A 24,365-nucleotide genomic window follows, 5' to 3' on the forward strand; every position below is an offset into this window, starting at 1 on the left:
AGCCATGATGAAACGATTATCTAACTGGTTGCTTGGGGAAATGAATCCCCAAGCTATAAAGGAACAAGCAGTTAAAAAGTATTACTCCAATCCTTTACCCTCATTTGCCGATAGACTCGCTATTGTTGATTTTAATGAACAAGAGCAGGTCTTTTTATTTGCCGATAGCAAAAGTTTAGGTTCAGGGTTTGAATTAGGCGACATTCAAGCAGAAGCCGCTTCTCCTGAGTACTTACAGGCTGTGTTTAATAAAATTCGGGATACCTTTGCATCTGTGGTTCCTCTCCATGCCGTTGACCCTTGGGTCATGCAGATGTTTGTTCAAGACGAATATTGCCTTGATCCCGTTATCACGCATATTAAAGCCCAAATTCCCCAACAATTTAGAGAAAGTTTATTAACACAAGATTATTTAGAACGCCTGCACGATCTCTACAATAAAATGACCCAACCCGAAGGCTTATTTATCGATCCTAAAACAGGTGCACCCTATCGTGGACGAAGACGAAGAATCAGAGTTTTGTTTTATAGACAATTACATCAAACTACCCTACCCCGAGAACAAATTCTTCTCGAACACCAAGAAGTCATTAGCCAGATTGAAACCAAACTGCGTTCACCTGGGTTAGAAATCAAACGCCTCAAAGGACAAGATTATTACCAGTGGTGGGTACGTTGGTTTAATCCCAAATCAGCTGACGCGATATTAGAACAATACCCTTATCCTAATCCGATACCAGCGGGTTTTAACCTAGCCCAAAATGTATTTTTTACGCCGCCAGAAAGCGATGAGCAAGGATTCATCTTAGAAGGAATGAAACAAAGAATTCTATATGTGGATGGGTTAAAAGAAGCTCCTATCATTGGTTTAGTCTCACGAGAAAGACAACAAGCCAATCCCAAGCACCGATATGCACTTTTAGACACTCTGCCAGAAGGAAGCATCTACACAATCCAAGTCGTCTTTAGTCATGATGAAAATCTTGATTCTCATTTAACGCGATTGGAAAAAGGAATCGTAGGAACCAGTCTAAAACCTCAAGAAGTTAGAGATGATATTAGAACAGCTCGTAATGAATTAAGTACTGGCAATCGACTGTTCTGGGTTAATCAGGCCGTTTTTTATCAAGCAGAAGATGAACAACAAGCTCAAGTCATAGAAAAAAATCTGCATACGATTTTCAACGATGCCAAAATGCCATTGATTCATTCCAGGTATGATCTTCATCCTCTAAATTCCTGGATCAATGCCTTGCCGTTTAATTTTGATCCTCACTATGCCCGTCAATACTTATGCTTTGACCGACTTATGTATGCCACTGAACTAGCAGCTTTACTTCCGGTATATGGCCGTAACCAAGGAGCAAGGCATTTACCTTGTTTCCCCTTTTTCAATCGTTTGGGTGAACCTGTTTTCTTTGACTTACTGCATCATGATTTTGTTAGTCAAAATTCTCATTGCGCTATTTTCGCCAACTCAGGAGGTGGTAAGTCAGTTTTGACAGGCTGGATGATTCAATCGTTATTGGCCATGAAAAATGCCCGAGTAGTGCTCTTTGAAATGGGAAACTCTTTTGACAGGATACTCATTCATGCCAAGGCGCACGGTAAAAAGACCAAACAGTTATTACTGAGCAATAAGAAAGATGAAGCAGTTCCATTAAATCCATTTTGTGAAGCATATAAAGCCATTCCTGAAATCACGGATAATTTAAGTACAGAGCAGGCTACTTTAATTGCTCAAAAAATTATGGAATTAAAGGGCAATCTTCAAGAACCTGCTAATTCAGAAGACGTGATCTGTGGTGATGGTCACCGCTCCTATCTGGCCGAGCTTGCTCTAGCTTTACGTACCATGATTACGGAAGCCAATGCTATGGAAGAAGAACAATTTACCTTGGCTGATGAAACGCTGTTAATAGAGGTGTTAAGTGATGCTATTTTAACATCCTTTAATAATAACATACCGCAAATGCTCACTGAACATATAGTCAGTGCGTTTAAACGGCGATTGGATAAAGAAACGGTGGCTCGCAAGAAAGACCGCATTCTGGATATGCACGATCGCTTGAACAGCTATGTCATTAACAGCGCCAAATCACGATTTTTTAATGTGCCGACAGAGCCTTTAGGTGACTATGATATTTTTCATATTGATATTTCGGCTATTAAGGATGATACCGGAAAGCTGGCTTTGATAATGGTGTCATTATTGCCAAGAATACTGGCTATGGCAGAAGCCACCCAGAACGATAACAGACCAACCTTTCTCTTTATTGATGAATCCCATTTGCAATTTCAAATACCCTCTGTTGTGACCGTGTGTTTATTGGTAGCTAAAGTGGCAAGAAAGCTCGGGCTTTGGCTGGTTGCCATTACCCAAAACGTCACTGACATGAATTCTGAAAAAGCCACCAAGATTTTATCGTTGATTGAAACCTGGATTTTATTGGGGCTTGATGAAAAAGAAATTACTGATGTAAAACGCTTTAAATCCTTAACACCTCAACAAGAAACCCTAATCAGAGATATTGATTCGCAAAAAGGCTTGTATGCAGAAGCAGTTTTATTAGGGTCACGTTATCAGGGATTGTTTCGTGTCATTCCACCTCGCTACCTTCTTGCCCTGTTAATGACAGAAAAATCAGAGAAAGCTCAACGCCACCTTCTGGAGAAAGAACATGATGTCCTTGAAGCTGCTGAAATCATGGCTAAAAAACTCGAACAACCTAAAACGGACACTCACAATAGGACTTATTTTTATGACTAAATTGTCCTTTGCCTTAGAAAGCACGAGCCCGCCTCACCCTGCGAATACCTTCACCATAGCCACACGGGTCTTGCAAAAACTGTTTCAAAACAGCCATTACAAAGTGATTGGCTCTTGCACCTGGACTGTAAGTCGTTTACCGCCAAGACTTGAGGTCACACCTGCTATTGAGCAGTTCTTGCCTGATTTAATCATTACCGTCAGTAATAAACCAGAAGAGAATCCCTGGCTTGAAGCACGAACGCTTTACGAAAATAAGGCAGCAAGAACAATATATCAACATGCCTATAAAACCGCGACTGGTTCTGAATTAGGGTTTGGAAATGACAGCGGTCAAACCACCGATCTGCATATCAATGATGAACGCACCCGAATTGTTGATGTAATTGGCAGCCCTGCTGCGTTTTACCGTATCCCCTATCTATCACACAAACCAGAAACTGGTTTTGGTGTCCCTTATTATCTTGCAGAAGCTGATGCGGTCATGGATAGAACGGAAGCCGCTGAATTATTATATATGGGAACTCATCCCCATCTATTAATTAACCATGACATTGGCACATTCACCCAAAATTGGGGCTCTGAAATTCCAAGATTAATGCGAGTGACTCAACCCTATAACTATAGAGCTTCAGTTGTTGCAGCAATGCACGCTGTAGATATTGTCACTAATAAAAATCCCCTTCATGTCTGCAAATCAACCCGTAATTCCTGTGGGAAAAACTGTGTGGTTGCTAATGCTATTTATGACCCGAGAAAAACCAAAGTCATATGGCAGGAAATCTACCCTACTAATCGAAATATTCGCCCAGGGGATGCGCAGGATTTTGGTACAGAAGATGACAAAGCGGGTAATGGTAATTATGTATTTGTCCTCTGGCGTAAATACCGAGGCTGTATTCAGCACGAAGGCAAACTCGTGAACTTTTTAACCTTTCCCAAAGTAGAACAACCTCAAAAACGATAGGACGATGCCATGAAAAAATCACTACTGCTTATCTTACTAATACCTTCACTGATCCATGCTGGCGGCTTTATGCCCAGCCAATCTGATTACTATTACGAATTAGGAGGAACATCCAATTTATTTATTCCACCAGTCAATAAAGATCAAACACTGGTTATTGGTGCAGATATAGATGGTCGTATGGGCTTTTCCTGTAGTGGTTTTAATCCTGTGGTATCCATTACCAATACTTTTCAGGATTTAAAGAAATCAGCATTAAATATCCCTGGCGGCGTAATTGATAATTTGAAAGGCTCTGTCGCAGGATTTCCGCTTTATAAGCTACAGCAGTCCATGCCTGCTTTATACAATGTTCTACAAAATGCTGCCTCTAGCGCGCAAAATGAATTTTCTCTCAAAGTTAAAGATTGTCAGGAAGTTAAACAAGCACTGGAACAAAACCAATCTCCTATGGAAGGCATGTTATCAGTCTCGGATAGTCAGGGATGGCTCGATGCTGCCAAACGAGCTAAGAAGGAAAACGTCGATGTGACCGAAACGTCAAAAAGTATTGCCCAAAAACGAGATGAATACGGTCTTCCCTGGATAGGCAGCGATAAAGGCAATGCTGGCGGTAAATTCCAACGTCCCATTAAGGTGATTAATGATGTAGTCATTGCTGGGTACAACATTCTTTTGGAGAGAAAACCTTTAAATTCCTTGGAGAAACCAAGTACCAAAATTCCTATGACTCTAAGCTGGCCAACGCCCACTGATGCAGCCAATTGGGCAGTTAAGGTTTTGGGTGATATTCAAGTCAGCAGCAGTGAAAACAAACAAAATCACGATGCTAAGGCAGGGATAGGCTTGTCAGCCTTATTGCAGAGCTGTGCGAATGCTAATACCTGTAGTCAGAACATTGCCAAAGCCTTATGGAATTTAGTCAATGGTACATGGACACTGACCGAAGAAAATCTGCATAAAGTCAGTGCCTCCAATTTACTGATTACTGATGAAGTGATTATCACAATTCAACATTTGCCCCGTGAAGAACAGATGCTTACAGTCTCGAAATTAGCTGAGGAAATTGCTGTCCAAAACATGTTGGATAAAGCCTTAATGATGCGTCGTATTTTACAGGCAGGATTGCAAGTGCAAGAAGTTCAGAATTTAAAACCTGCTATGAACATGGTCTTATTTGCCCTGAAAAAACTGGATGATGACATACATTCTTTGTCCTTTGAAAACGATGTCCGCAAAAAAATGATGAATGAGACTTTAGGAACCATCATGGACATTCGACACCAAGCACAAAACCAAAATATCCCAGGCCAGGATCATGAACAGCCAGCAGTAAAAAATGGAGCTATCTATGTCAAAGAAAATAAAGGAGCTTAATCATGATTGTCTTTAATCCTTTATCCCTCTATACCACCTATCTAGGCTGGCAACAGTATGAGGTTCTATTCAATGCCCTGTGGCAAACAGGGCTGTTGTACCTTGGCTTTTTGGCCATTGGTTATCGCTTTCTTAAAAACGTGCTCAATCCAGCGGGTGCGTTCTATGCGGTTGAACATGCTTTAAATAATTTTCTTTATGAATTGGCAGTCACTTTTCTGATATGCAGCTTATTTGTCTATCCTTGTGTACCGTTGGAAACTAAAGCCTTACAATTTAAACCCTTATGTGGACTGAAGAACCCAACAACTGCGGTCATTGGCGACAGCGGCACAACTTATGATGAAGCATTTGCGGATCTACTGACTAACCAGGTCAAAATTCCTATAGGCTTTGCCATTATCCAGAATTTCATGTCAAGCTTTACTTACAGTCTCATGAAAGTAACGGGGTGCACCGATAGCTTACAGTCCATTCAAGGCGATCTGGTATCAACCTATCTACCCCAGAGCGTTCGCAAACAGGCATTGGATTTTCATAAACAATGTTTTATTGAAGCGAGAACGCAATTCAACAGTGAAAAGCATGAAGCCAGTGAATTAGATCCCATGCTCAAACGCTATGGCGGTGAAGATGATTTAAACTGGATGGGTTCTAAAATCCTGCAAAAGATGTATTACACTAAGCTTCATGCTCGCCAACCCGTCCCAGGCTTTACCTTTCATCAAGCTCCTAATCGCAATCTTGAAAAAGCGGCTAATCGTGGCGATATCCCACCCGAACAACTGCCAGAAGATGGTTATCCCAGCTGTCAGCAATGGTGGAATAAAATCAAAACTGACCTGGTTGAAGTCTCTAATCAGGCTAGTGTTTTTAATAAACACCTAAACTACTATGCCATGCTGGATAGGGTTCGTCAGTATAAAGTGAAACACCCCAAAGCATGGAAAGCAGACATCAGCGCAGAAGATTTTATTGCCAAGATGCTCTTGCAAGAAAGCAAAGACATGCAGACAAGTTCAATGCAAAACCTCATGAACAATAACAATGGAAAGGTCGCATCTGCCATTACTCATAGCCTGGTCAATGTCGGACAATGGACCAAATCCTGGACATCCACTCCATTGAAAAGAGAAGCAATCATGCAAACCCTGCCTGTGATGCAAGCGTTTTTTATGTTCTTTTTAATCATTTTAACGCCAATGGTATTGTCCTTAAGTTGCTATAGTCCAAGAGCGTTGGGTAGTTTGTGTGCACTATTTTTGATGGCAATTTTTCTGCAATATCTCTGGCACCTGGAAGGTTTTCTTGAACGCTCTGTGCTAGACCCATTAGGTGAAAACGATGCGATTTCGGCCATGAAGAATATGGCTGTGATGTTCTACTTCGTAGCACCTGTTTTGTTGCTGAGATTATCAAGTCATTTTGGCGGTGACGCTGGGGCTGGTCTTATGGATTTGGTTAATGGTGCGGATAGGAATAGTGAAAGCATGGCTCAATCCGGTATGCATGTAGCCAAGACAGGCATAAAAATTATTTCAAAAGGACTTTGATGAACTTGTTAAAGCACATCCTTACGCTCAAAAGCTTCATTGTACTCACGAATAGTGATCAAGCCATTATCAAGCTTATCTTGAGCCTCATAAACAGACATATAGCGTTTGGCAGGTTTATCCTCTGCCACTCCGACAATGGCATCAAGAACCACTGCCAACAAACGAAATACCTTTCTCATTTGGAGCTATCCCTATGATTAAACATTACATCCGTTCGTCCATTATAGTACTGATTCAAGCCATTTTACCAATCATTGGTTTATTGATAATTGCTCCTTGGATTATCAATACAAATCTTCTCACCCGTTGGCAACATACATTCGCCAATATACAGCCGTTGTTTCTGGGCTTACATGGACTACTTTATCTGGTTTTGGTTTTGTTATGGCCAAAGTTGATCATGAGTATTAATGATCAACTCACCTCGGAACAACTCAATACAGCTCTGAAAGTTCGTTGGTATCTACTCGCTATTTTCTTGTTTATTGATGCGATGATGATTTGGAGAATGCTATGAGTACTTATCCAATTAATAACCTGTTAAGAGAACCAACAGAAGCCTGGTCAGCAATTACCTGTATGTCCTTAGCTCTACTTGCTTATAGCCAACCGCATCTGTTCTTGCTTACCCAAACTATGAGCCTGTATGCAGCGATTGCCCTATTAATCCCTGGACTCTATAGAGCATGGCAAACAATAAAGGTTAAGCGATATCACCGCAGACTTTTAGCCATGCCTACCTATGCCCTATCCACTAAAGAAATTCCTTTATCGAAAAACTGGTTATTCTTGGGCAAAGGCTTTCGATGGCGACCAAGCCATACCCAAAAGCTGCATCAGATCAAGCAAGTCAAAAATGAAAAATTTATGCAAAGAGATTATTGCTATCAACTGGCTAGACAATTCTGCCAAAACCATGAACACACCCGATTAGCAAAGTGGTTTAACAAGCGTTCTAAGTTAAATCTATTTAGACCCGATCCTCCTGTTGGAGGAAGTCCCTTTCTGCATGGAGTTGGAGAAGAAGATAAACCCATTTACATTCCTCAAGATGTACGTGTAGGTCATACTTTTGTGGTTGGCACCACTAGAGTCGGCAAAACTAGATTAGCCAGCATTCTGATTAACCAAGACATTCGAAACGGTGACGCAGTTATCGTTGTAGACCCTAAAGGCGACCAGGAATTGGTTAGAGACATGATGGCTGCCTGTGAAGTATCAGGAGGAAAAGAAGAATTCAAAATCGTTCACTTAGGCTTTGCAAATCAATCGGCACGGTACAACCCTCTCAAGAACTACGATCAAATTAGTGAAGTAGCTACACGAATTACTGATGCAATATCCGCAGAAGGAGAAGGGAAACAATTTGCAGCCTTTGCTTGGAAGTACGTCAACATTGTGGCTATATGCCTTGAGGAAATGAAACAACCCATTACCTATCAATCTATTGCCTTTTATATCAGTCGATTAGATCAACTATTGATGACATACGCCGACACCATTTTACCCAATCACTATCCCAACTATCATCAAGAGATTGAAGCTATTATAGAGGAGCATGACAGCAAAATTGGTAAAAACAATAAAACCAAATCCCCTATGGAACGCCATCAGGCAGTCATTCAATATGTCAAAGACCACATCAATAAAACCATTAAAAGCAACAATGTCGAAGCTCTACACGACCAAATCCTGATAGACCTTTATGATGCAGCTATTATGGATAAACACTACTATGACAAAATCACAGCCAGTGTCGGTCCTGTGTTATCTGAAATTAATAAAAGTAATGCTTCTAAAGTTCTGTCATCCAAAATTGAACCAGGAGATATTGAACTGATGGATGTCATTAAAAATAAAAAGGTACTTTATATTGGCTTAGATAGTCTGACAAATCCTAATATCGCCCAGGCCGTAGGTAAGGCTTTCTTATCAGATCTTGTTTCCACTGCTGGCAAAATCTATAAAGAACCCAATGCTCGTTATACCTTGAATCTGCATTGTGATGAGCTATCAGAGATTATCCAGGATTCTTTCGTGAAAATTCTCAACAAAGCTGGTGGAGCTGGGTTTCAGGTTACTGCTTATGCCCAAACTATTCAGGATATGGAGGTGGCACTTGGCTCCAGGGCAAAAGCTGAGGTATCTGAGGGAAATTTTAATACCTTGATAATGCTTAGAGTTAAAAATGAGGAAACGGCAAATCTATTGGTTAAAGTGCTGCCGCAAGTAGGTGTTGTCGGGCATACCCAAGTTTCTATGGTTAACGACACACCACATGGGGATGATGGAGTTTATTTTAATACGACTAATGAAGACAGAGTACAAACATCTTCTGTGCCGATGATTGGAGTGGATGATATTATTTCTTTACCTAAAGGACAGGCTTTTATGATAGTAAATGGTGGAGAACTATACAAAATTCGAATTCCTCTACCTATAAGTTGCAAAAAATAGACTAATACATTATTGCCAATATTCAGCACCTACTTCAATCGCACTATATGATACAATTTATTCAAAGCACTATATTCTAATCACCTAATGAAGATTTAGTTCTAAGGGTATAACCAGAAATGCACAAGAATGAATACTGAATCAAAGCGAACTGAAAAATATATTATTGTCTCTAACACATTAGCATGTATGAGCAACCAACAATTACAACAAGTACTGTCTACCGGAAATGAGATGCATGCTGGTATTGGAGGAACTTCTGTTGGAATAGATATAAAAAATATCCCGGTTTTTGTAAAAAGGGTTCCAATTACTGAACTTGAACTCAAGCCAGATAACTTCATGTCAACGGCTAATATTTTTAAATTACCAATGTGCTATCAATATGGTATAGGCTCAGCAGGTTTTAGCGCTTGGCGTGAGCTTGCAGCACACATCATGACAACCAACTGGGTGATCAGTGGTAAATGCCTCAATTTCCCAATTCTGTATAGCTGGCGCATTATCCCTAACTCTTCAAGTAAAACAGATCGTTCCTATTGGGAATCTACAGAAAAATATTTTGCTTATTGGGAAAACAACGAAAGTATCAAAGAACGTGTACATGGTCTGAATAGTTCCAACGCTAGTGTTTTATTATTTCTTGAGCATTTCCCGAGAAATTTACACCAACATTTAAAAGAAGTTTTGTCATCAAGTGTCGCTGAATTAGATTCAATTAACCATCTGGAAAAATTGAATAAATCATTTGGAAGGGTTTTAAAATTTATGCAGGAAAATGGTTTTCTTCATATGGATGCTCATTTTCATAACATTTTAGCTGATGAAGATGACATTTACCTCAGTGATTTTGGTTTGGCACTATCAAAGCAATTCGATTTATCAATGACCGAACATAATTTTGTAAAAGACCATGAACATTATGATAGATGTAGTTATTCAGTCAATTTGCTACATGGTGTCCTAACAACTTATGCGGGAAAGGAACATTGGGACAAGACTTTAAGTGATTACTTAGCAAATAAACTTTCAATTAAATTGCCCGATAAAATAAATGAAATCCTTTCTAAAAATGCCCCTATTGCAGAAAAAATGCATACATTTTATAAAGAAATTCAGAAAGATAAATCAACTCCGTATCCATCAAATCATCTGAATGGAATGCTCATAAACAGTGCGGCAGGGAAAATGCTATGATTCAAATTGAAAAAATAACGGGTGAACTAGCTAAAGCCTTGTGTCAAAAAATTACAGCGGAGTTACCGGAGTACTTCGGATTACCCGAAGCAAATGAGCATTACGCTATAGGTGTTACAAAACGTATAAATTTCGCTGCGAAAAAGGATGATAACTATATTGGTCTCATTTCAATTGATTTTCCTTATCCTAATAATGCCAATATTTATTGGATGGCCGTGAGACGTGATTTTCACCGTCAAGGTGTTGGAAAACAATTAATAGATGAAGCTTGTCATTTTGCTATAACACAAGATGCTAAAACTATAACTGTTGAAACGCTAAGCCCTTCTGAATCAGAAGAGAATTATCTTAAAACGTATCTGTTCTACCAATCGGTTGGTTTTAAAGCTCTTTTTGATTTAAAACCCGCCGGATATGAGTGGAATATGGCGTATATGATGAAACAGCTTGAACCTCTAGCAATAAACCAACAAGCAATTGTTATTAAAGCACTGGAGTTATCCGATATACCCTGCCTGGTCGATGCTTTTCAAAAAGCAAATTGGCAAAAGCCGGCCTCATTATTTGAAAAGTATTACCAAGAACAGCAAGACGCTGAGCGAATGGTGTGGTTGGCCTATTTTAAAGACCAAATTGCCGGCTATGTTACTTTAAAGTGGACATCACTCTATGAACCCCTTGCTCATAAACAAATCCCAGAAATTATGGACTTAAATGTATTGCCTTCCTTTCGCAAATTTGGAATAGGAACTACTTTACTAACAACCGCTGAAGAAAAAGCAGCAAGTCAGCATGATCGTGTAGGTCTTGGCGTTGGTTTATATGTCGGACAAGATGGGGGATATGGACAAGCGCAACGGCTTTACATCAAACGCGGCTATATTCCTGATGGACTGGGGGTCACTTATGACTATAAACCAGTTGAGCCAGGAAAAATGGTTTGTTTGGATGATGATTTGATATTATGGTTTACTAAAAAGGTGAAATGACCAAATGAAATTTCCATTTCAGCTCGTCGAATTAACCCATACTTTAGATGCAAACAGTCCTGCCTGGGAAAAAAACTGTGGTTTTACGTCATCAATAGTATTGGATTACGCGGACTGTACTAGTGAAACTCCATTTCGCGTCCAACATTTCACGATGCCAGCCGGAATGGGAACGCATATGGATGCCCCCTCGCACTGCTGCCCTAATGGCCTCTCTATAGATCAAATCCCGCTGGATCAATTAGTCGCTCCTTGTGTAGTTATTGATGTATCCCAAAAGGCACATGAACTTTACAGCCTGACACCCCAAGATATCGCTGATTTTGAAAAAACACATGACCTTATTCCTCCTGATTCATTTGTCATCATCAAAACGGGCTGGTCACGCTTCTGGGACAACCCCACTCAATATCGTAACAACCATAAGTTTCCCTCTATCTCGGCTGAAACAGCCACTTTGCTGGTATCACGGGATATTATGGGTTTAGGTATAGATACCTTATCGCCTGATAGACCAGATGATGGTTATCCTGTGCATCGCATCTTGTTAGGTTCAGGACGATACATCGTGGAAAACATTGCAATTAGTGAGCAATTACCATCTATAGGTAGTTTTGTCATGGCCTTCCCACTGAAAGTTAGACAAGCGACCGAAGCGCCTATGCGTTTAATTGGGCTATTGCCATGAATTATCATATGGACGAAAATAAAACTTTAATTCTGTTAAATGAACTATCAGAACAAATAAATAACCTATATGGCTTTGTCAAAATTGCTGGTGAAAATTTTGGGGAACCGGCAATAAACTCAGGCCCATGTGGACCTTTTGCTAATGTTTTTTATACAATTTGGAATCAAAAATTTACTGAAAAAGTAAATATTGCCTTTATCATGGTAAAAAATTCTGATGAATGTTGGCATGTATTAATTAGATTACCAAACGGGTTGCTTTTTGATGGTGGTTTTGGCGTTCATCAAGAAAACAAGTGGGATAAGGACAAATTTGATATAGTGGATATGCTCCAATATAACCTGCAATTATTAGAAAAAAATTCCGGTGGTTTGAATAGAAAGTATCCTCGATATTGCCCCAATTTTTCGATTGATAAAGTCACCAACTTGATAACAAATTGTATCAACCTGATTGAAGAATAGTATGAATATGCAACCATTGGTAGATAAGCTACAACTTGGTGAGTTAAAAACACAGCCTGAATTACTTAAAGGCGGTGCTTTACATACCATGATTAAAATAGAAACAAGCAAAGGTATCTTTGCAATTAAACGATTAAATCCGCATATTACCGATAAAAGTCATTTTAAAAAGTCGTATGAGTGCTCCGAACAGATTGCCAATAAAATGGCTAAAAATGCAATACCTGCGGTGAATGCTTTATCTTTTAATGATGAGTATGTTACTAACATCGCTAAAGATCATTACATAATCTATCCATATATCGACGGTCATTTACTTGATGAGTATAAGTTAACGCTTGAGCATGCACGTTCGATCGGCGAGTTGTACTCGTTAATTCATACCGCAGATATTCATCACGCTGAAATAGATGAAGCTCAGTACGATTATTTTGAAGACCCGCATTGGGTAAAACTTATTGAGCGCTCCAAACACTCTGATTTGATGGCGCTATTGCCAGTAATTTCAGATTGGAATCAAGCCTATTTTCAGGCAATCCCAGCTCTAAAACAAGAATCTGTTATTACACATAGAGACATGCACATTCAAAATGTGCTTTGGGATAATCAAAATAAACCACATATTATTGACTGGGAAAGTGCCGGTTTGATGAATCCTATGCTGGAAATAATCGGATATGGGTTGGAATGGAGTGGTATTATTTTATATCAAAAGGCAAATGTTCCTTTCTTGCAGAAACTAATCACCACATACAATCAACATATTTCTAAAACATGGGTAACATCTTCTCATCAAGCATTCATGGGGTGGCTAGGGCATTGTGTATTGGCATGGACTGAATTTAACATACATCGTATGTTAGGCGAGGTTTCTACTGATGAGGCTGAAATACGAAAAGGTCGTGAAATTATCGAAGAAAAAATGATCCCGTGTATAAAATATATTAGATCAGAAGAAGCGTTTCTAAAGCCATTATTAGAGTCATTATTTTCAACCAAGTGAGCAATAAATATTTATTTTTGTGAAGGAGTATATTTTAATACGACTAAGGAGGATCGGGTTCAGACTTTTTTAGTGCCTATGATTGGGTCGATGATATTATCTCTTTGCCTAAAGGACAGGCATATATTCTGGTAAATGGAAATGAAGTTTGGAAATTAGAATCCCTTTCATATTAGACTCACATACGTGCAAATCTCCCCCAACGTAACATGACATTGTATTTAATGCTATAATCAGAAAATTGTTTATATGTCTCAAATTTGACATTCATGGATTAAAAAAAGGCCTATCGGGAGATGAGCAATGGGGCTTAAAAATAACGAAACGCAATTTTACATTTTTGAACTTAAATTGTCTTTAACAGGTCGTTTTGTTCAAAATGATCCCGAACTTACAGATGAGGAAAAAAAACGAAATAAGCGTACATTTTTTGATTCGTTGCTAAAAAATGATATTGATTTTAAAAAAAAATACACTATCGAAAATCTTTTAAATTACTTAAATTCAACTCAATTAACTCATTCACTAGAAAACGTTCTTATTAAATTTAATGATTTTCAGTTTATCGATGAGCAAAAAACAGTCTCAGCTTGCCTTTTCTTCTATGCAAATAGAAATATACACGCAAATGATTTGTATAATTTCAATACAAATTCAGAGCGAAAAATTGAACAACAGGATTATGAAGGAGTCCGCCTAGTTTCTCACATAATCATGAAAGTTATTGGAAGTAAAATAACAAAATCATCTCATCTTTTTGTAGCATTAGAAGCTCGCCCATACATATACCCGAATCAAATCCAAAAAGGATTAAATGCCATCTTAAGAGATTGGACTACTGAGTATCAAAGAGATGAACGAAAAATATCAGTACATCCCCAGGTAGAAGTACTAGCATTAAAAGGTGAAACTCTCGAAGAAATTTTAAAATCCGGTAAAGTTATAGGTATAAAACTCACACGAAATCATCCTGTAAACCAAAATCAAGATGAATCACCCTTTGTATATACAGGAAAAAGTGAACTTGTTTTAACTCCACCAAAGAAAATAGACCTCACCCCAGATGAACAGTTAAAAGGTTTAGCTACAGTGGTGAGAACAAAGAAGTTAGAGTATGATCGACTAAAAGTCACAGTAGATCTATCGGGTACAACAAAAACTAATGAATATGAACTTTCCAATCAAACGACACCAGAAGGGATATTACAAGAATATTTTTTCCATAAGGAAATATTAGAATTTGATGAAAATGTAATCGATGTAAATTATACCCACGTAATACCGAAAGTAGTACAAAAAGTTCTCCACGAGGTACTTACCAATGAGAAGCTTAAAATTTTTGATTAAACCATATCTTGATTATGTATTTTATACAGAAGGATATCCTAAATTAGCCTATCATTTTATTATTCCCTTGATGATGACACTCATATTGACTATTTTTGGAACATCCGACACGGATAAACTTGTAAACTCTGGTTATACAGTACTGACTTTTATTTCAGCTTTTTCATTTGCAGCGTTGATTAGCTTTTCAAACTTAAAATCAAAACATCTATCTGAAAAAATATGGGGTAATAAATTATTTAGTTCAGTAGTAATACCAGTTATCTATCATTGCTATAAAAATGGGCACAAAATAAAGATCAATCATTCCAGAAAATCATTTATCTCATTATTATTAGGTTACATCTGTTTCACAAGTACAATACTACTAACACTGCTAGTAGTATTTAATAGCTTACACATCCCTTACTTTTGCATTAAATTAATTGGAAAAATACTATTCTTTTGGTTATTTTTTTCATTATTAGTGAATGTGATTTATGCAATACAATATTTTACCAAAATAAATCTTGAAGAAGCATTAGAAGAGGATACTGAATTTGATAAATAGCATTTCTGCGTCACTGCAAATTTCCCAGCAGTGACGCAGAAAAATCACCTTGATTTTACCGCGTAAAATCAACACATTTCAGCATTTTGTCCGATCCCGCCAATCGGGATTGGACAAAATTCTTTCCAAAACCCCTTGCGAAGCAAGCACCGCTTTGCTAATTTGGAATCAAGCACAACTGATGAGCTGGTGAAACCCCGGCGAAACGTCAACCGACGTCTTATGCTAGGCCACTTCATTCCCTAACCCCGTGGCTGGACGTTCAGTAGGGAAAACCATCTAGGAATCTCTGTCATCCGGCAGGGCAACTCCCTCGGGAGTTTAAGTCAATTTATTTCAATTTGACCATGGACTTGTATGACAAGAGCCATTGTCTTGTCGTTTTTATTAATCATTAAAACAAGGAGAAAATAAGCACTCAAAAACTGTTGTAAATCGGCGAGATCGTTTGCCTTATAACGATTGATTTGCCCCCTACTTCGAGCTTTATGGCTTTGGCCAGGTTTCATCTTTGAGTGAGCCGCTCGTTCAACACTAAACCAAAGACAGGGCAAATAAATTTTTATCGGATGGGATGATGAGAAAATACAGCTTAAGACAAACTGCCAATCAATATTTAAAGCTCGGCAATCAAGGCAGCTACAAAATCAAAAAACAGCGGGCATATGTCATTCGTAAAATGATCGATGATCTCTATACCATTGATGAGGTACCCTCCTCTTGGAAAAAAATCCAATCACACCATATTCATCAACTGGTAGCCCATTGGAAAAAGAGTAAAATACGTGCCAGCACGATTATGAATCACATGACTATAGTCAGGCATTATCTAACCAGCATTGATTGCCTTATTCCCAATATAGACAATCAATCCTTACAACTTAGTAAAACCAACAGGAAACGTAAAAGAAAACTCAAAATCCAGCACGACCACTGGCACTCATGGGACAATCCAATACCACGTCTCATCATGGCATTACAAACAGAATTTGGTCTGACCTTTAAAGAGGCCATTTATATCAAACCTGAAATTAACATCCAAGATGACAGCATCTGGATAACCAGGAACATTGCATTTAATTCCTTAGATAGAACAATTCCTATCAGATTTGAAGTGCAAAAAGCAATCCTCGATGAAATTAAAGAGCTGACTCACGGTAAATCCATTGCTGAATTTAATGATTATGAAGACACCAAAATTGCCTGGCGAAAGACTTTAAAAAAACATGCCATACCAATTAACAAAGCCTACCGCTATCTCTACGCAAAACAGATGGCTCAGTATCTTTTACCACTGTTGGGGAAATACGAAGCCTTTTGGGTTATTCACAGCGAAATGGGCATCAAATCTCGTGATTCATTATGGAGGTATCTTAATGAGTAAGTCCAAACTTAAAAATGCCCAGTATTCAATCAATGAATGTATTAAGAAAATCCAAAACTACTCCCACGCCAGCCGAGCAGATATGAAACACATGTTGAATCGATGCATTAAAGACTTGCACGAATTAGGTTACATGGTCACACACGTAAAAGGATTAAAACCAAAACACATTCACATCCTGGTTGATCTCTGGAAAGCCCAGAATAAAAACCCTGCGACAATAAAAAATTACATGGCAAAATTACGAAAAGTAGCTTTAGTGCTAAACAAGCCAGAACTGGTTAAACAAGGCAACGACAGCTATCAAATCAATAAACGTAATTACATTCCTCAATATAATAAAGCAATCAACAACGTTGATTTTTCCAAATGCTCAGACCCGATGATCCGTTTATCCTTGGAAGCTCAATCCCTTTTTGGTCTCCGTCGTGAAGAATCCATGAAGATTGTACTAAGCGATGCCTGGCAAGGAAATAAATTGGTTATAAAGCCCAGTTGGACAAAAGGTGGAATAGGACGTGATATTAAACTAACGAATGAGCAACAACGACTATGGCTACTCAATGCTACAAAGCAAGTTCCTGCTGGACAATCGCTCATTCCTAAAGAAAAGACTTATAAAAATCATCTAGCTCAGTATCATGAAGTGATAGAAAAAATGGGCTTAAGCAAATGCCATGGCCTTCGCCATGCTTATGCTCAACGAAGATATCATGAAATTACAAAATCCTATGACAAAACGGGCAATGGACTTATTTGTCCAATTCAAGGAGGCAGAATATATAAAGAACTGAATCCCCTTGAAAAATATTGGGATAGAACCGCAAGGGAAATTATTAGCCAGTCCCTTGGGCATTCGAGATTGAGTATTACAAAAATCTACTTAGGCTGACAATCTTTGCTTTTTTAAGTCATCAATACACAATTGCATTTTATAATGCGGTACGGGATGCCATGAAGCTATAAACTCCCCAATGATATTAAATCCAGCCTTTTTATAAACATGGACCGCTCGCTCATTTGAAATTTCAGGATCGATAAGTACGATTTTAGAATCAGAAAATTGACTTAGGATAAATTCATGTATCATCTGTACTGATAATCCCTTCCCAATATAATCCAACCTGCAAATAAATAAATCTAATGTAACCGCACCATCAGGATATTCTTCTGATTTCTCTATTTCAGAAGTAATTAAATAAGCGAAAGGGATTTCCTGATCATATGCTATCCAATGAGTAGCCCAAGATTCTCCATCATTCAAAAATTCATGAATATCTTTTATTGTATTACTTAAACCATCACCATGAAGCCATTCATTAATATGTGGCTGACTAATCCAGTCAAGAACAAGGTCTTCTTGTGTTTTATTCACTGGTTTAAAATGAAATCTGCTCTCAATATTCATGTTCATAATTGAATAACTCATATAGCTTGGATAAAAGATTGGTTTGTATTTGTATACCCACATTTTAAATACTGAATACTTCCGACAGGGTTATTTAATCGTATCATAATCCGAATAAATTTCATGCAAAACCCTTCTTACATCAGTACCTTTAATTGGCCAACATAAGGTTTTCCAAAATGCCCATCCTAAAGCTCGTATCCAGGTATCATTATCCACTTGAACTGCATTTTTAAATACTTCTCGTTCTTCGCTGGAAAAAAAATTCCATGCTATTACCAAATCACACGCAGGATCACCTACAGCAAGCTGGCCGAAATCAATAATAGCGCATAGTCTTCCGCTACGAACTAAAATATTTCCAACAGCAATGTCTCCGTGAACCCATACTGGCTTTAAACGCCATTCAGAAGAAAGCGCCTGTTTCCATAAAGATTCTGCAGCTCTTTGTTCATGGACGTTTTTAATTTTAGGAATTGAAAGTTGCATTTCATGATCATATGCCTTTAATGAACTGCCCCGATAAAAATTATGTGCGCCAGCCAAAGGCCCATCTATAGCATCTACAGATTGAAATTCTTTTAAACTTTTCCCTAATTCTTCTGCAAAACATTTTACATCATGAATATTCTCTCTTGAAGCAGACTCCCCTTTAATCCAACGATTGATACTCCAATGCCAAGGATAAGCTGGTGATGGTTTTCCTAATGCAATAGGTTGTGTAATCTGGAATGAAAGCTGTTTGGAGAGCCATGGCAGCCATCGATATTCTTTATTAATCTGTGGCTCATACTCCTTATCACTAGGCAAACGAATCACCATTTCTTCACCTAAGTGAAACGTTCGATTATCCCAACCACTTTGCGCAACTGGCTGTATTGGTAGTGATTTCCATTGTGGAAATTGCTCGGCAATGAGCTTTTGGACTAAATTTGTGTCAATTTTTATTTTATCCATTAAGCCCTCTATAGTTTCTTTATTGTAGATTTTCTATGAAACTTGTGCGTAATACCTGCATGCTCAAAATCAAACTCAAATTTAAAACCTAATTTTTCCATAACGCGCAATGATGGATAATTATTGTATGCGGTAAAACAAATAGTGCTAGCCAAATCCAAGTGCTCTTCGGCATACTCCAAGGATGCTTGCCCTATTTCAAATGCTAAACCTTTTCCCCAATAGCTTTGAGCTATTTGATAAGTTAACTCAACTTCCTCTTTTCCCTCAAATATAAAAGTCTTTAATCCCCCTCTCCCAACGTAGTTGTGGGTTTCTTTGTCATACCACATCCAGGGAGCAAAACCATATTGGTTGTAATGCGTCATATCCGATTCCAAACGATTTAAAGCCTGATCCTCATTGTATGAAACACCATAACATTGAATAAACTCAGGATTTGAAAGCATTATTGCATAGTCTTCGTGAAAAGCCACTTGGGGAATAAATGCAATAAGGCGGGGGGTTTCAATGAATGGTTTATTAAAGCCAAAATGTAAAAAGGCTTTCTTATCTATAAGCTGGCAAAATTCATTCTTGGCATTGGCATAATCAATCGTATTGTCATGGATTTTGCTCAAGTTGAGCTTAAGTGCTTCATATTCTTTGGCAATATTGGGGTAAAGACTCAAATAATCGCGAAACAACAGATGCTTCGCATACCATGAAGATGGATAAGTAACCAAATGAATCTGATGCGTTCGCTCACCCTGTTCATTGTCTTTTTGGAAATAACGCCGATGTGGAAAAACTGTTTCAAAAACCTGGTTATATCGATAACCCAATGATTCAATTTTTTGGATATCTTCGGAAGTGAATTCACTCAAACACTTAACACCAATTAAAATATCAATCACTGGTTTTGCATAAATGCCAGGTATAGCTGTACTGCCAATATGTTCAATTTGGGTTATATTCTTGATACCCAATTGTAATAGCTGTTCCTTTTCAATTTCAAATGCAGCTTTCCATGCAGGATTATGAGGCTCTAAGGTAATCATATTCTAAGATTTTATATTTAATAATATTCAATAGTGGGCTATCTTAACATAGGTCTTAAAAGTGTATTAAAAATATTCATCATACCGAGGAAAAAATGATTGCGATAAAAAAACTAGACGAATTGCATGTAGATGAATTGTCATCCTATCTCAATCATTATCAAGAAACGACCATGTTCATTAGGAATAATCTATACCACTCGGGAATTACCTACCAAGATGCACCATTTCACGGAGAATATTATGGCTCCTTTGAGAACAAACAGCTTAATGGCGTTTTAGCTCATTATTGGAATGGTAATGTGATGATGCAAGCTGAAAATTTTTGTGCATTATCATCATTAATAGATGAATTTAAACTTAAAAGGTCAAGACCAATTGCTGGAATACTGGGCGAAGACTCTCAAGCCAATTTTGTCATCGAAAAGCTGGGCTTACAATCAGCACTGTTTGCTATTAATTATCAGGAAAAATTATTCTCCCTTAATCTTGAAAAAATGACAATACCTCAAGCTATTCATTCATACAGCTACACACTCAAAACAATGCAAGAGTGTAACATGGATGTCATCAAAGAATGGCTTATCGCTTATCATATAGAAGCACTTGGGGACGATGCGAATAACCCCAAACTTGAACAATCCATTATTGATGAAATTCAAGATACACAGCTTAGCCAAAATCGATGGGTTTTGTTTGTAAATAACACTCCTGTTTCCTTATGTGGATTTAATGCCAATCTACCTGATATTGTACAGCTCGGTCCCGTTTATACCCCTCCCTCTTTAAGAAATAAAGGTTTTGCCAGAGTTGCCGTGTATCTCTGTTTAAAGCAAGCAGCCACACAACAAGTTAAAAGAGCTATTTTGTTCACTAATGATAATTCCGCTATATGCGCATACCTTGCCCTTGGTTTTCACGAAATTGGAAAGTATCGATTGGCCTTGTTAAAATGAGACCTTGTTGGAGGTAATACGTAACATGATATTATTAAAAAAAACCGGATGATAAATTGTTATTCAAACACTTTGAATAATATTCAAGATAAAATTCACTCTCTCAGAAACCGACAACAGAGGAATATCTATTAATTGATATCCCAGTTCTGCATATGCCTGTCTCAAGTCATTTTCAAATACCTGAGCCGCATCAAAAGTAAGTCTTCGCTCCGCATCGTTGATATAAATCTTCTCCCATGCCGGAGTAAAAAACACTGTTGGATTATATCGATGAGCATGGCTAGCTTTTAGCTCAGAACCGATATCTAAATTAAAGCATTTACTATATGCAATCAGATCAGGAAGGCCTCTGTCAAAAAATACCAACTCATGTTTGGGAGCACTCTCATAATCATAAAGCATCCGCGATAACATCAACTCTTTAAACAAAAAGGGATTTTTGTCATAAACACCATCTCCATCAATGAGCCTTTGCTGTGCTAAAACCAACCTGGCAGGCTCATCAATAATGGGGAAACCTCGCTTTGATAATTCAGCTAAAATTGATGTTTTACCGCTGCCTGGAGGTCCAGTTAATATGTAAAGTTGGTTCATTATTTCCTCTGAATAAATATTTTATATCTAATACATTAAAGTTAATCATGATTCAATTACGTTCATTTAATATCAACAGGAAAAAGTTCTTGATTTCCCATACTGGCTTGATAATCTGAAATCAACACAACTGATGAGTCAGTGCAATTCTGACGAAACCTAGGTCTTGTGATATGCCATCTTGTTCCCTAATTCCATGGCAAAGCGTTTAGCAGGGAAACCCATTAGGAGATATCTTTAAGGCTTTACGCCCGAGGAGTGCTTTAAGCACGTCATCATTAATAACCAGGTAAATCAACCGATGTTTCGGTGATCTTTTTTGCATAACCCAATTGGGATTAATAGTCCTTTTGGGGCTAATCCTCCCTACCCCTAAGGAGCATACCATGCAACAACAGGAACCAGTACAACTTGAGATTGAACATTTGCTCTTTGAGCTGAATTGTTGTGTAAATGATTTAAGCCGCCACCGACTTCAAATTAACACCCATGACATTCAGCAAGCAGAGCTAAGTTTAAACAAATTGGAATCACTGCTCTCCTTTGTCAAACAGTTCAATACTCAACGAATCGCTTGTTAATTGAAGTAATTAAAGCCTTATCCGCATAACAGAAAACCATCTGCCTATGCGGGTCTTTTTCTGTTATGCCATCCACGCCAACAATAACAGGAGAATAAAATGACCGCATCTTTAAATCGCGTTCAATTAATAGGTAATCTCGGTGCTGATCCTAAAAGCATCGCCGGAAAAGACGGACAATCTTTTGTCACTGCCACTTTGGCTACTAATGAGTCATTCAAACAGAATGATGAATGGCAAACCAGAGTGGAATGGCATCAGCTGGTGCTTTTTGGCAAGCTGACAAAGGTCGCTGAATATTTAAAGAAAGGTTCGCAGGTCTACCTCGAAGGTAAATTACGTTCCAATCAATGGACTGATAATGAAGGCAAAGCGCGTCAAGCTTTAAGTATTATTGTTAGCCACATTCAGCTTCTCAGCCCACCCAAATCAGCTGATGAATCCAGTAACAAAACCGCAGAACAACACATGGCTCAGATGCGTGAAATGTTGCAACCGGATTCAGAAGAAATTCCGTTTTAATCATACCCTACCACGGGAGCAAGCTCCCGTGTGGGATTGCTCCATTTACATAAGGAGATAATCTCATGGACACCCCTTCAATCTACGTCGCCTGTTTAGCCTCTTACAACAACGCCATTCTACATGGTGTATGGATAGATGCCACACAAAGCGAAGACGACATCATGGAAGAAATCTGGGAAATGTTGGATAACAGCCCTGAACCCAATGCTGAAGAATACGCCATACATGATTATGAAGGATTCGGCAGCATCAAAATCCATGAGTACGAAGGAATAAGCAATATTGTGGAGTATGCCTCATTTATTCAAGAACACGGAGAGCTAGGCTTAGCCCTTCTATGTGATTATTCAGTAGATGATGCACAAACTATGTTGGAGGAACATTACCAGGGTAGTTATGATTCAGAGATTGATTTTGCCAGGCAGTTATTTGATGACTGTTATGCCCATCAAATGCCGGATAGTTTGATCTGCTACTTTGATTTTGATGCTTTTGCACGGGATCTTTTTATTAGTGATTATTGTTCGGTAAAGTTTGGTAGACAGGCATATATTTTTTCAAGCTATTAAGCCCCTCGTTGGGGCATCTTTTTTAAAACTTGAAGCTCTAAAATCACTTTGTAACTTCTATTAGGTTTTAAAAAATTTATGTTATAGCCTGTCGGTCCAATGTTACAATAATCGATTATTTATCTCGAAATGAACTGAAATGGGTTCTGGTGTATTTATAATTTTATCCGCAATCCTCCATGCAGCATGGAATACATTTGCCAAACGCAATTCAACACCCTATTACGAAGTATTGGGAATTATGAGTTTTGCAACACTATTTTCGCTTCTATTTATTCCTTTTTTCTCTGGTCCATTGTTTGAAACACCTGATTCCTTTTTATGGGCACTAACCTCTGGTTTATTTGAAGGAGGTTACATAATCACATTAGCTATCAGTCTTAGTCAGTCTTCACTTGGGAAAGCCTATATTATTATGCGAGGAAGCGCCATGGTAATTGTCTGGTTTATTTCGGCATGCTTCCTTGGTGAAAATATAAATTTATCTAATACCATTGGTGTATCCTCTGTTCTTTTTGGATTGATACTTACAAGCCAAACTTTTAACCCCGATCAATCAAGGCAATTATTATTTCCGGTTCTATGTGGCATCTGCATTGCTGGTTATCATTTATGCTATGGTCGGTCTTTAGCCTATGGTGCAAACCCAGCTGCACTCTTTTCTGCAGCTTTATGGATTGCTTTACCCTGTGTTTTTCTTTTAATGAAGAAAAAACAAAGGAAAATATTCAAAGAACAACTTAAATCCAACTGGAAAATAACTTCTATAGGCGGAATGATAAGTGCATTATCTTTTTTACTATTTTTAATTGGATTACGTCATGCTGAAGCTGGGCTAGCCCTTACTCTTCGTAATACCTCAGTGGTATTTGCCCAAATATTTGCTTATTTTATTGGTGAAAAGATTTCCCAATATCAGTGGATTGGAGCATTCCTGGTAGCTTTGGGTGCTAGCTTAATATATCCATACTAAAGAT

26 protein-coding genes are annotated in these 24,365 nt (G+C 38.2%); 20 read left to right on the forward strand and 6 right to left on the reverse strand.

What is annotated here, in order from left to right; genetic code table 11:
• The first annotated feature begins 7 nt into the window (after window positions 1-7).
• Genes Lwal_RS08455 through Lwal_RS08470 form a run of 4 tightly spaced genes read left to right on the forward strand, consistent with a single transcriptional unit; the run spans window position 8 to window position 6,667 of the window.
• Window positions 8-2,770 carry a conjugative transfer ATPase gene (locus Lwal_RS08455; protein ID WP_058480374.1) on the forward strand — a complete coding sequence of 921 codons (2,763 nt, stop codon included), beginning with the start codon at window positions 8-10 and terminating at the stop codon, window positions 2,768-2,770.
• A complete protein-coding gene (locus Lwal_RS08460; protein ID WP_058480375.1) occupies window positions 2,763-3,737 on the forward strand; it encodes a TIGR03756 family integrating conjugative element protein in 975 nt (324 codons plus the stop codon). Before Lwal_RS08455 ends, Lwal_RS08460 begins: the two co-directional genes overlap by 8 nt.
• Before the next feature lie 9 nt (window positions 3,738-3,746).
• The gene (locus tag Lwal_RS08465) at window positions 3,747-5,114 is read left to right on the forward strand and encodes an integrating conjugative element protein (RefSeq protein ID WP_058480376.1); all 1,368 of its coding nucleotides are present in this window, start codon (window positions 3,747-3,749) and stop codon (window positions 5,112-5,114) included.
• Window positions 5,115-5,116: 2 nt separating this feature from the next.
• Window positions 5,117-6,667, forward strand: coding sequence for a conjugal transfer protein TraG N-terminal domain-containing protein (locus tag Lwal_RS08470; RefSeq protein WP_058480377.1), 1,551 nt, complete (start codon window positions 5,117-5,119; stop codon window positions 6,665-6,667).
• An 8-nt stretch (window positions 6,668-6,675) separates the two neighbouring features.
• On the opposite strand, the gene Lwal_RS17640 is transcribed toward Lwal_RS08470, so the two are convergent.
• Complete coding sequence (locus Lwal_RS17640; protein ID WP_095197566.1) at window positions 6,676-6,849, reverse strand: hypothetical protein; 174 nt, start codon at window positions 6,847-6,849, stop codon at window positions 6,676-6,678.
• A 14-nt stretch (window positions 6,850-6,863) separates the two neighbouring features.
• Here Lwal_RS17640 and Lwal_RS08475 point away from each other — a divergent pair, with 14 nt between their 5' ends.
• From Lwal_RS08475 to Lwal_RS08515, 9 genes are all read left to right on the forward strand, one after another.
• Window positions 6,864-7,187, forward strand: coding sequence for a hypothetical protein (locus Lwal_RS08475; protein WP_058480378.1), 324 nt, complete (start codon window positions 6,864-6,866; stop codon window positions 7,185-7,187).
• The gene (gene traD / locus Lwal_RS08480) at window positions 7,184-9,127 is read left to right on the forward strand and encodes a type IV conjugative transfer system coupling protein TraD (RefSeq protein WP_058480379.1); all 1,944 of its coding nucleotides are present in this window, start codon (window positions 7,184-7,186) and stop codon (window positions 9,125-9,127) included. The genes Lwal_RS08475 and traD overlap by 4 nt, the downstream gene beginning before the upstream one ends.
• A gap of 129 nt (window positions 9,128-9,256) precedes the next feature.
• Entirely contained in the window at window positions 9,257-10,324 is a 1,068-nt protein-coding gene (locus tag Lwal_RS08485; protein WP_058480380.1) for a protein kinase family protein, read from the forward strand.
• Window positions 10,321-11,316, forward strand: a complete 996-nt coding sequence (locus Lwal_RS17075; protein WP_080334603.1) for a GNAT family N-acetyltransferase — start codon at window positions 10,321-10,323, stop codon at window positions 11,314-11,316. The genes Lwal_RS08485 and Lwal_RS17075 overlap by 4 nt, the downstream gene beginning before the upstream one ends.
• Before the next feature lie 4 nt (window positions 11,317-11,320).
• Window positions 11,321-12,004: a cyclase family protein gene (locus Lwal_RS08495; RefSeq protein WP_027270675.1), complete on the forward strand. Its 684-nt coding sequence runs from the start codon at window positions 11,321-11,323 to the stop codon at window positions 12,002-12,004.
• Window positions 12,005-12,012: 8 nt separating this feature from the next.
• Window positions 12,013-12,471: a hypothetical protein gene (locus Lwal_RS08500; RefSeq protein WP_035905939.1), complete on the forward strand. Its 459-nt coding sequence runs from the start codon at window positions 12,013-12,015 to the stop codon at window positions 12,469-12,471.
• A 1-nt stretch (window position 12,472) separates the two neighbouring features.
• On the forward strand, window positions 12,473-13,474 hold the full coding sequence (locus Lwal_RS08505) for a phosphotransferase (protein ID WP_027270673.1): 1,002 nt from the start codon (window positions 12,473-12,475) through the stop codon (window positions 13,472-13,474).
• Window positions 13,475-13,777: 303 nt separating this feature from the next.
• Window positions 13,778-14,821, forward strand: coding sequence for a hypothetical protein (locus Lwal_RS08510; protein ID WP_027270672.1), 1,044 nt, complete (start codon window positions 13,778-13,780; stop codon window positions 14,819-14,821).
• Window positions 14,796-15,371 (forward strand): hypothetical protein, encoded by a 576-nt coding sequence (locus Lwal_RS08515; protein ID WP_027270671.1) that lies wholly within the window; start codon window positions 14,796-14,798, stop codon window positions 15,369-15,371. Before Lwal_RS08510 ends, Lwal_RS08515 begins: the two co-directional genes overlap by 26 nt.
• A 326-nt stretch (window positions 15,372-15,697) precedes the next feature.
• Here the strand turns inward: Lwal_RS08515 and Lwal_RS17925 are convergent, their stop codons facing one another.
• Window positions 15,698-15,880 carry a hypothetical protein gene (locus tag Lwal_RS17925; protein WP_027270670.1) on the reverse strand — a complete coding sequence of 61 codons (183 nt, stop codon included), beginning with the start codon at window positions 15,878-15,880 and terminating at the stop codon, window positions 15,698-15,700.
• A gap of 68 nt (window positions 15,881-15,948) precedes the next feature.
• On the opposite strand from Lwal_RS17925, the gene Lwal_RS08525 reads away from it, so the two are divergent.
• Together Lwal_RS08525 and Lwal_RS08530 are read left to right on the forward strand one after the other, a co-directional pair.
• Window positions 15,949-16,755, forward strand: a complete 807-nt coding sequence (locus Lwal_RS08525; protein ID WP_027270669.1) for a phage integrase N-terminal domain-containing protein — start codon at window positions 15,949-15,951, stop codon at window positions 16,753-16,755.
• A complete protein-coding gene (locus tag Lwal_RS08530) occupies window positions 16,748-17,647 on the forward strand; it encodes a phage integrase N-terminal domain-containing protein (RefSeq protein WP_058480381.1) in 900 nt (299 codons plus the stop codon). The genes Lwal_RS08525 and Lwal_RS08530 overlap by 8 nt, the downstream gene beginning before the upstream one ends.
• On the opposite strand, the gene Lwal_RS08535 is transcribed toward Lwal_RS08530, so the two are convergent.
• The 3 genes from Lwal_RS08535 to Lwal_RS17080 form a co-directional block, all read right to left on the reverse strand.
• Window positions 17,639-18,169, reverse strand: a complete 531-nt coding sequence (locus tag Lwal_RS08535) for a GNAT family N-acetyltransferase (protein ID WP_027270667.1) — start codon at window positions 18,167-18,169, stop codon at window positions 17,639-17,641. The two genes, Lwal_RS08530 and Lwal_RS08535, sit on opposite strands and share 9 nt — an antisense overlap.
• An 84-nt stretch (window positions 18,170-18,253) precedes the next feature.
• Window positions 18,254-19,120, reverse strand: coding sequence for an aminoglycoside phosphotransferase family protein (locus tag Lwal_RS08540; protein ID WP_027270666.1), 867 nt, complete (start codon window positions 19,118-19,120; stop codon window positions 18,254-18,256).
• A gap of 8 nt (window positions 19,121-19,128) precedes the next feature.
• Window positions 19,129-20,160, reverse strand: coding sequence for a bifunctional GrpB family protein/GNAT family N-acetyltransferase (locus Lwal_RS17080; protein WP_058480382.1), 1,032 nt, complete (start codon window positions 20,158-20,160; stop codon window positions 19,129-19,131).
• A gap of 95 nt (window positions 20,161-20,255) precedes the next feature.
• Between Lwal_RS17080 and Lwal_RS08550 the strand changes: the two genes are divergently transcribed.
• Window positions 20,256-21,116 carry a GNAT family N-acetyltransferase gene (locus tag Lwal_RS08550; RefSeq protein ID WP_058480383.1) on the forward strand — a complete coding sequence of 287 codons (861 nt, stop codon included), beginning with the start codon at window positions 20,256-20,258 and terminating at the stop codon, window positions 21,114-21,116.
• A gap of 63 nt (window positions 21,117-21,179) precedes the next feature.
• On the opposite strand, the gene Lwal_RS08555 is transcribed toward Lwal_RS08550, so the two are convergent.
• Window positions 21,180-21,713 (reverse strand): AAA family ATPase, encoded by a 534-nt coding sequence (locus tag Lwal_RS08555; protein WP_035905921.1) that lies wholly within the window; start codon window positions 21,711-21,713, stop codon window positions 21,180-21,182.
• A 386-nt stretch (window positions 21,714-22,099) separates the two neighbouring features.
• On the opposite strand from Lwal_RS08555, the gene Lwal_RS08560 reads away from it, so the two are divergent.
• From Lwal_RS08560 to Lwal_RS08575, 4 genes are all read left to right on the forward strand, one after another.
• Window positions 22,100-22,294, forward strand: a complete 195-nt coding sequence (locus Lwal_RS08560) for a hypothetical protein (RefSeq protein WP_027270662.1) — start codon at window positions 22,100-22,102, stop codon at window positions 22,292-22,294.
• Between the two features lie 99 nt (window positions 22,295-22,393).
• Window positions 22,394-22,816, forward strand: a complete 423-nt coding sequence (locus Lwal_RS08565) for a single-stranded DNA-binding protein (protein ID WP_027270661.1) — start codon at window positions 22,394-22,396, stop codon at window positions 22,814-22,816.
• 65 nt (window positions 22,817-22,881) lie between these two features.
• Window positions 22,882-23,388, forward strand: a complete 507-nt coding sequence (locus Lwal_RS08570; protein ID WP_027270660.1) for an antirestriction protein ArdA — start codon at window positions 22,882-22,884, stop codon at window positions 23,386-23,388.
• 139 nt (window positions 23,389-23,527) lie between these two features.
• Window positions 23,528-24,361, forward strand: coding sequence for an EamA family transporter (locus Lwal_RS08575; RefSeq protein ID WP_027270659.1), 834 nt, complete (start codon window positions 23,528-23,530; stop codon window positions 24,359-24,361).
• The last annotated feature ends 4 nt before the right edge of the window (window positions 24,362-24,365 follow it).

This window comes from Legionella waltersii (assembly GCF_001468085.1).
Classification (GTDB): Bacteria; Pseudomonadota; Gammaproteobacteria; order Legionellales; family Legionellaceae; genus Legionella; species Legionella waltersii.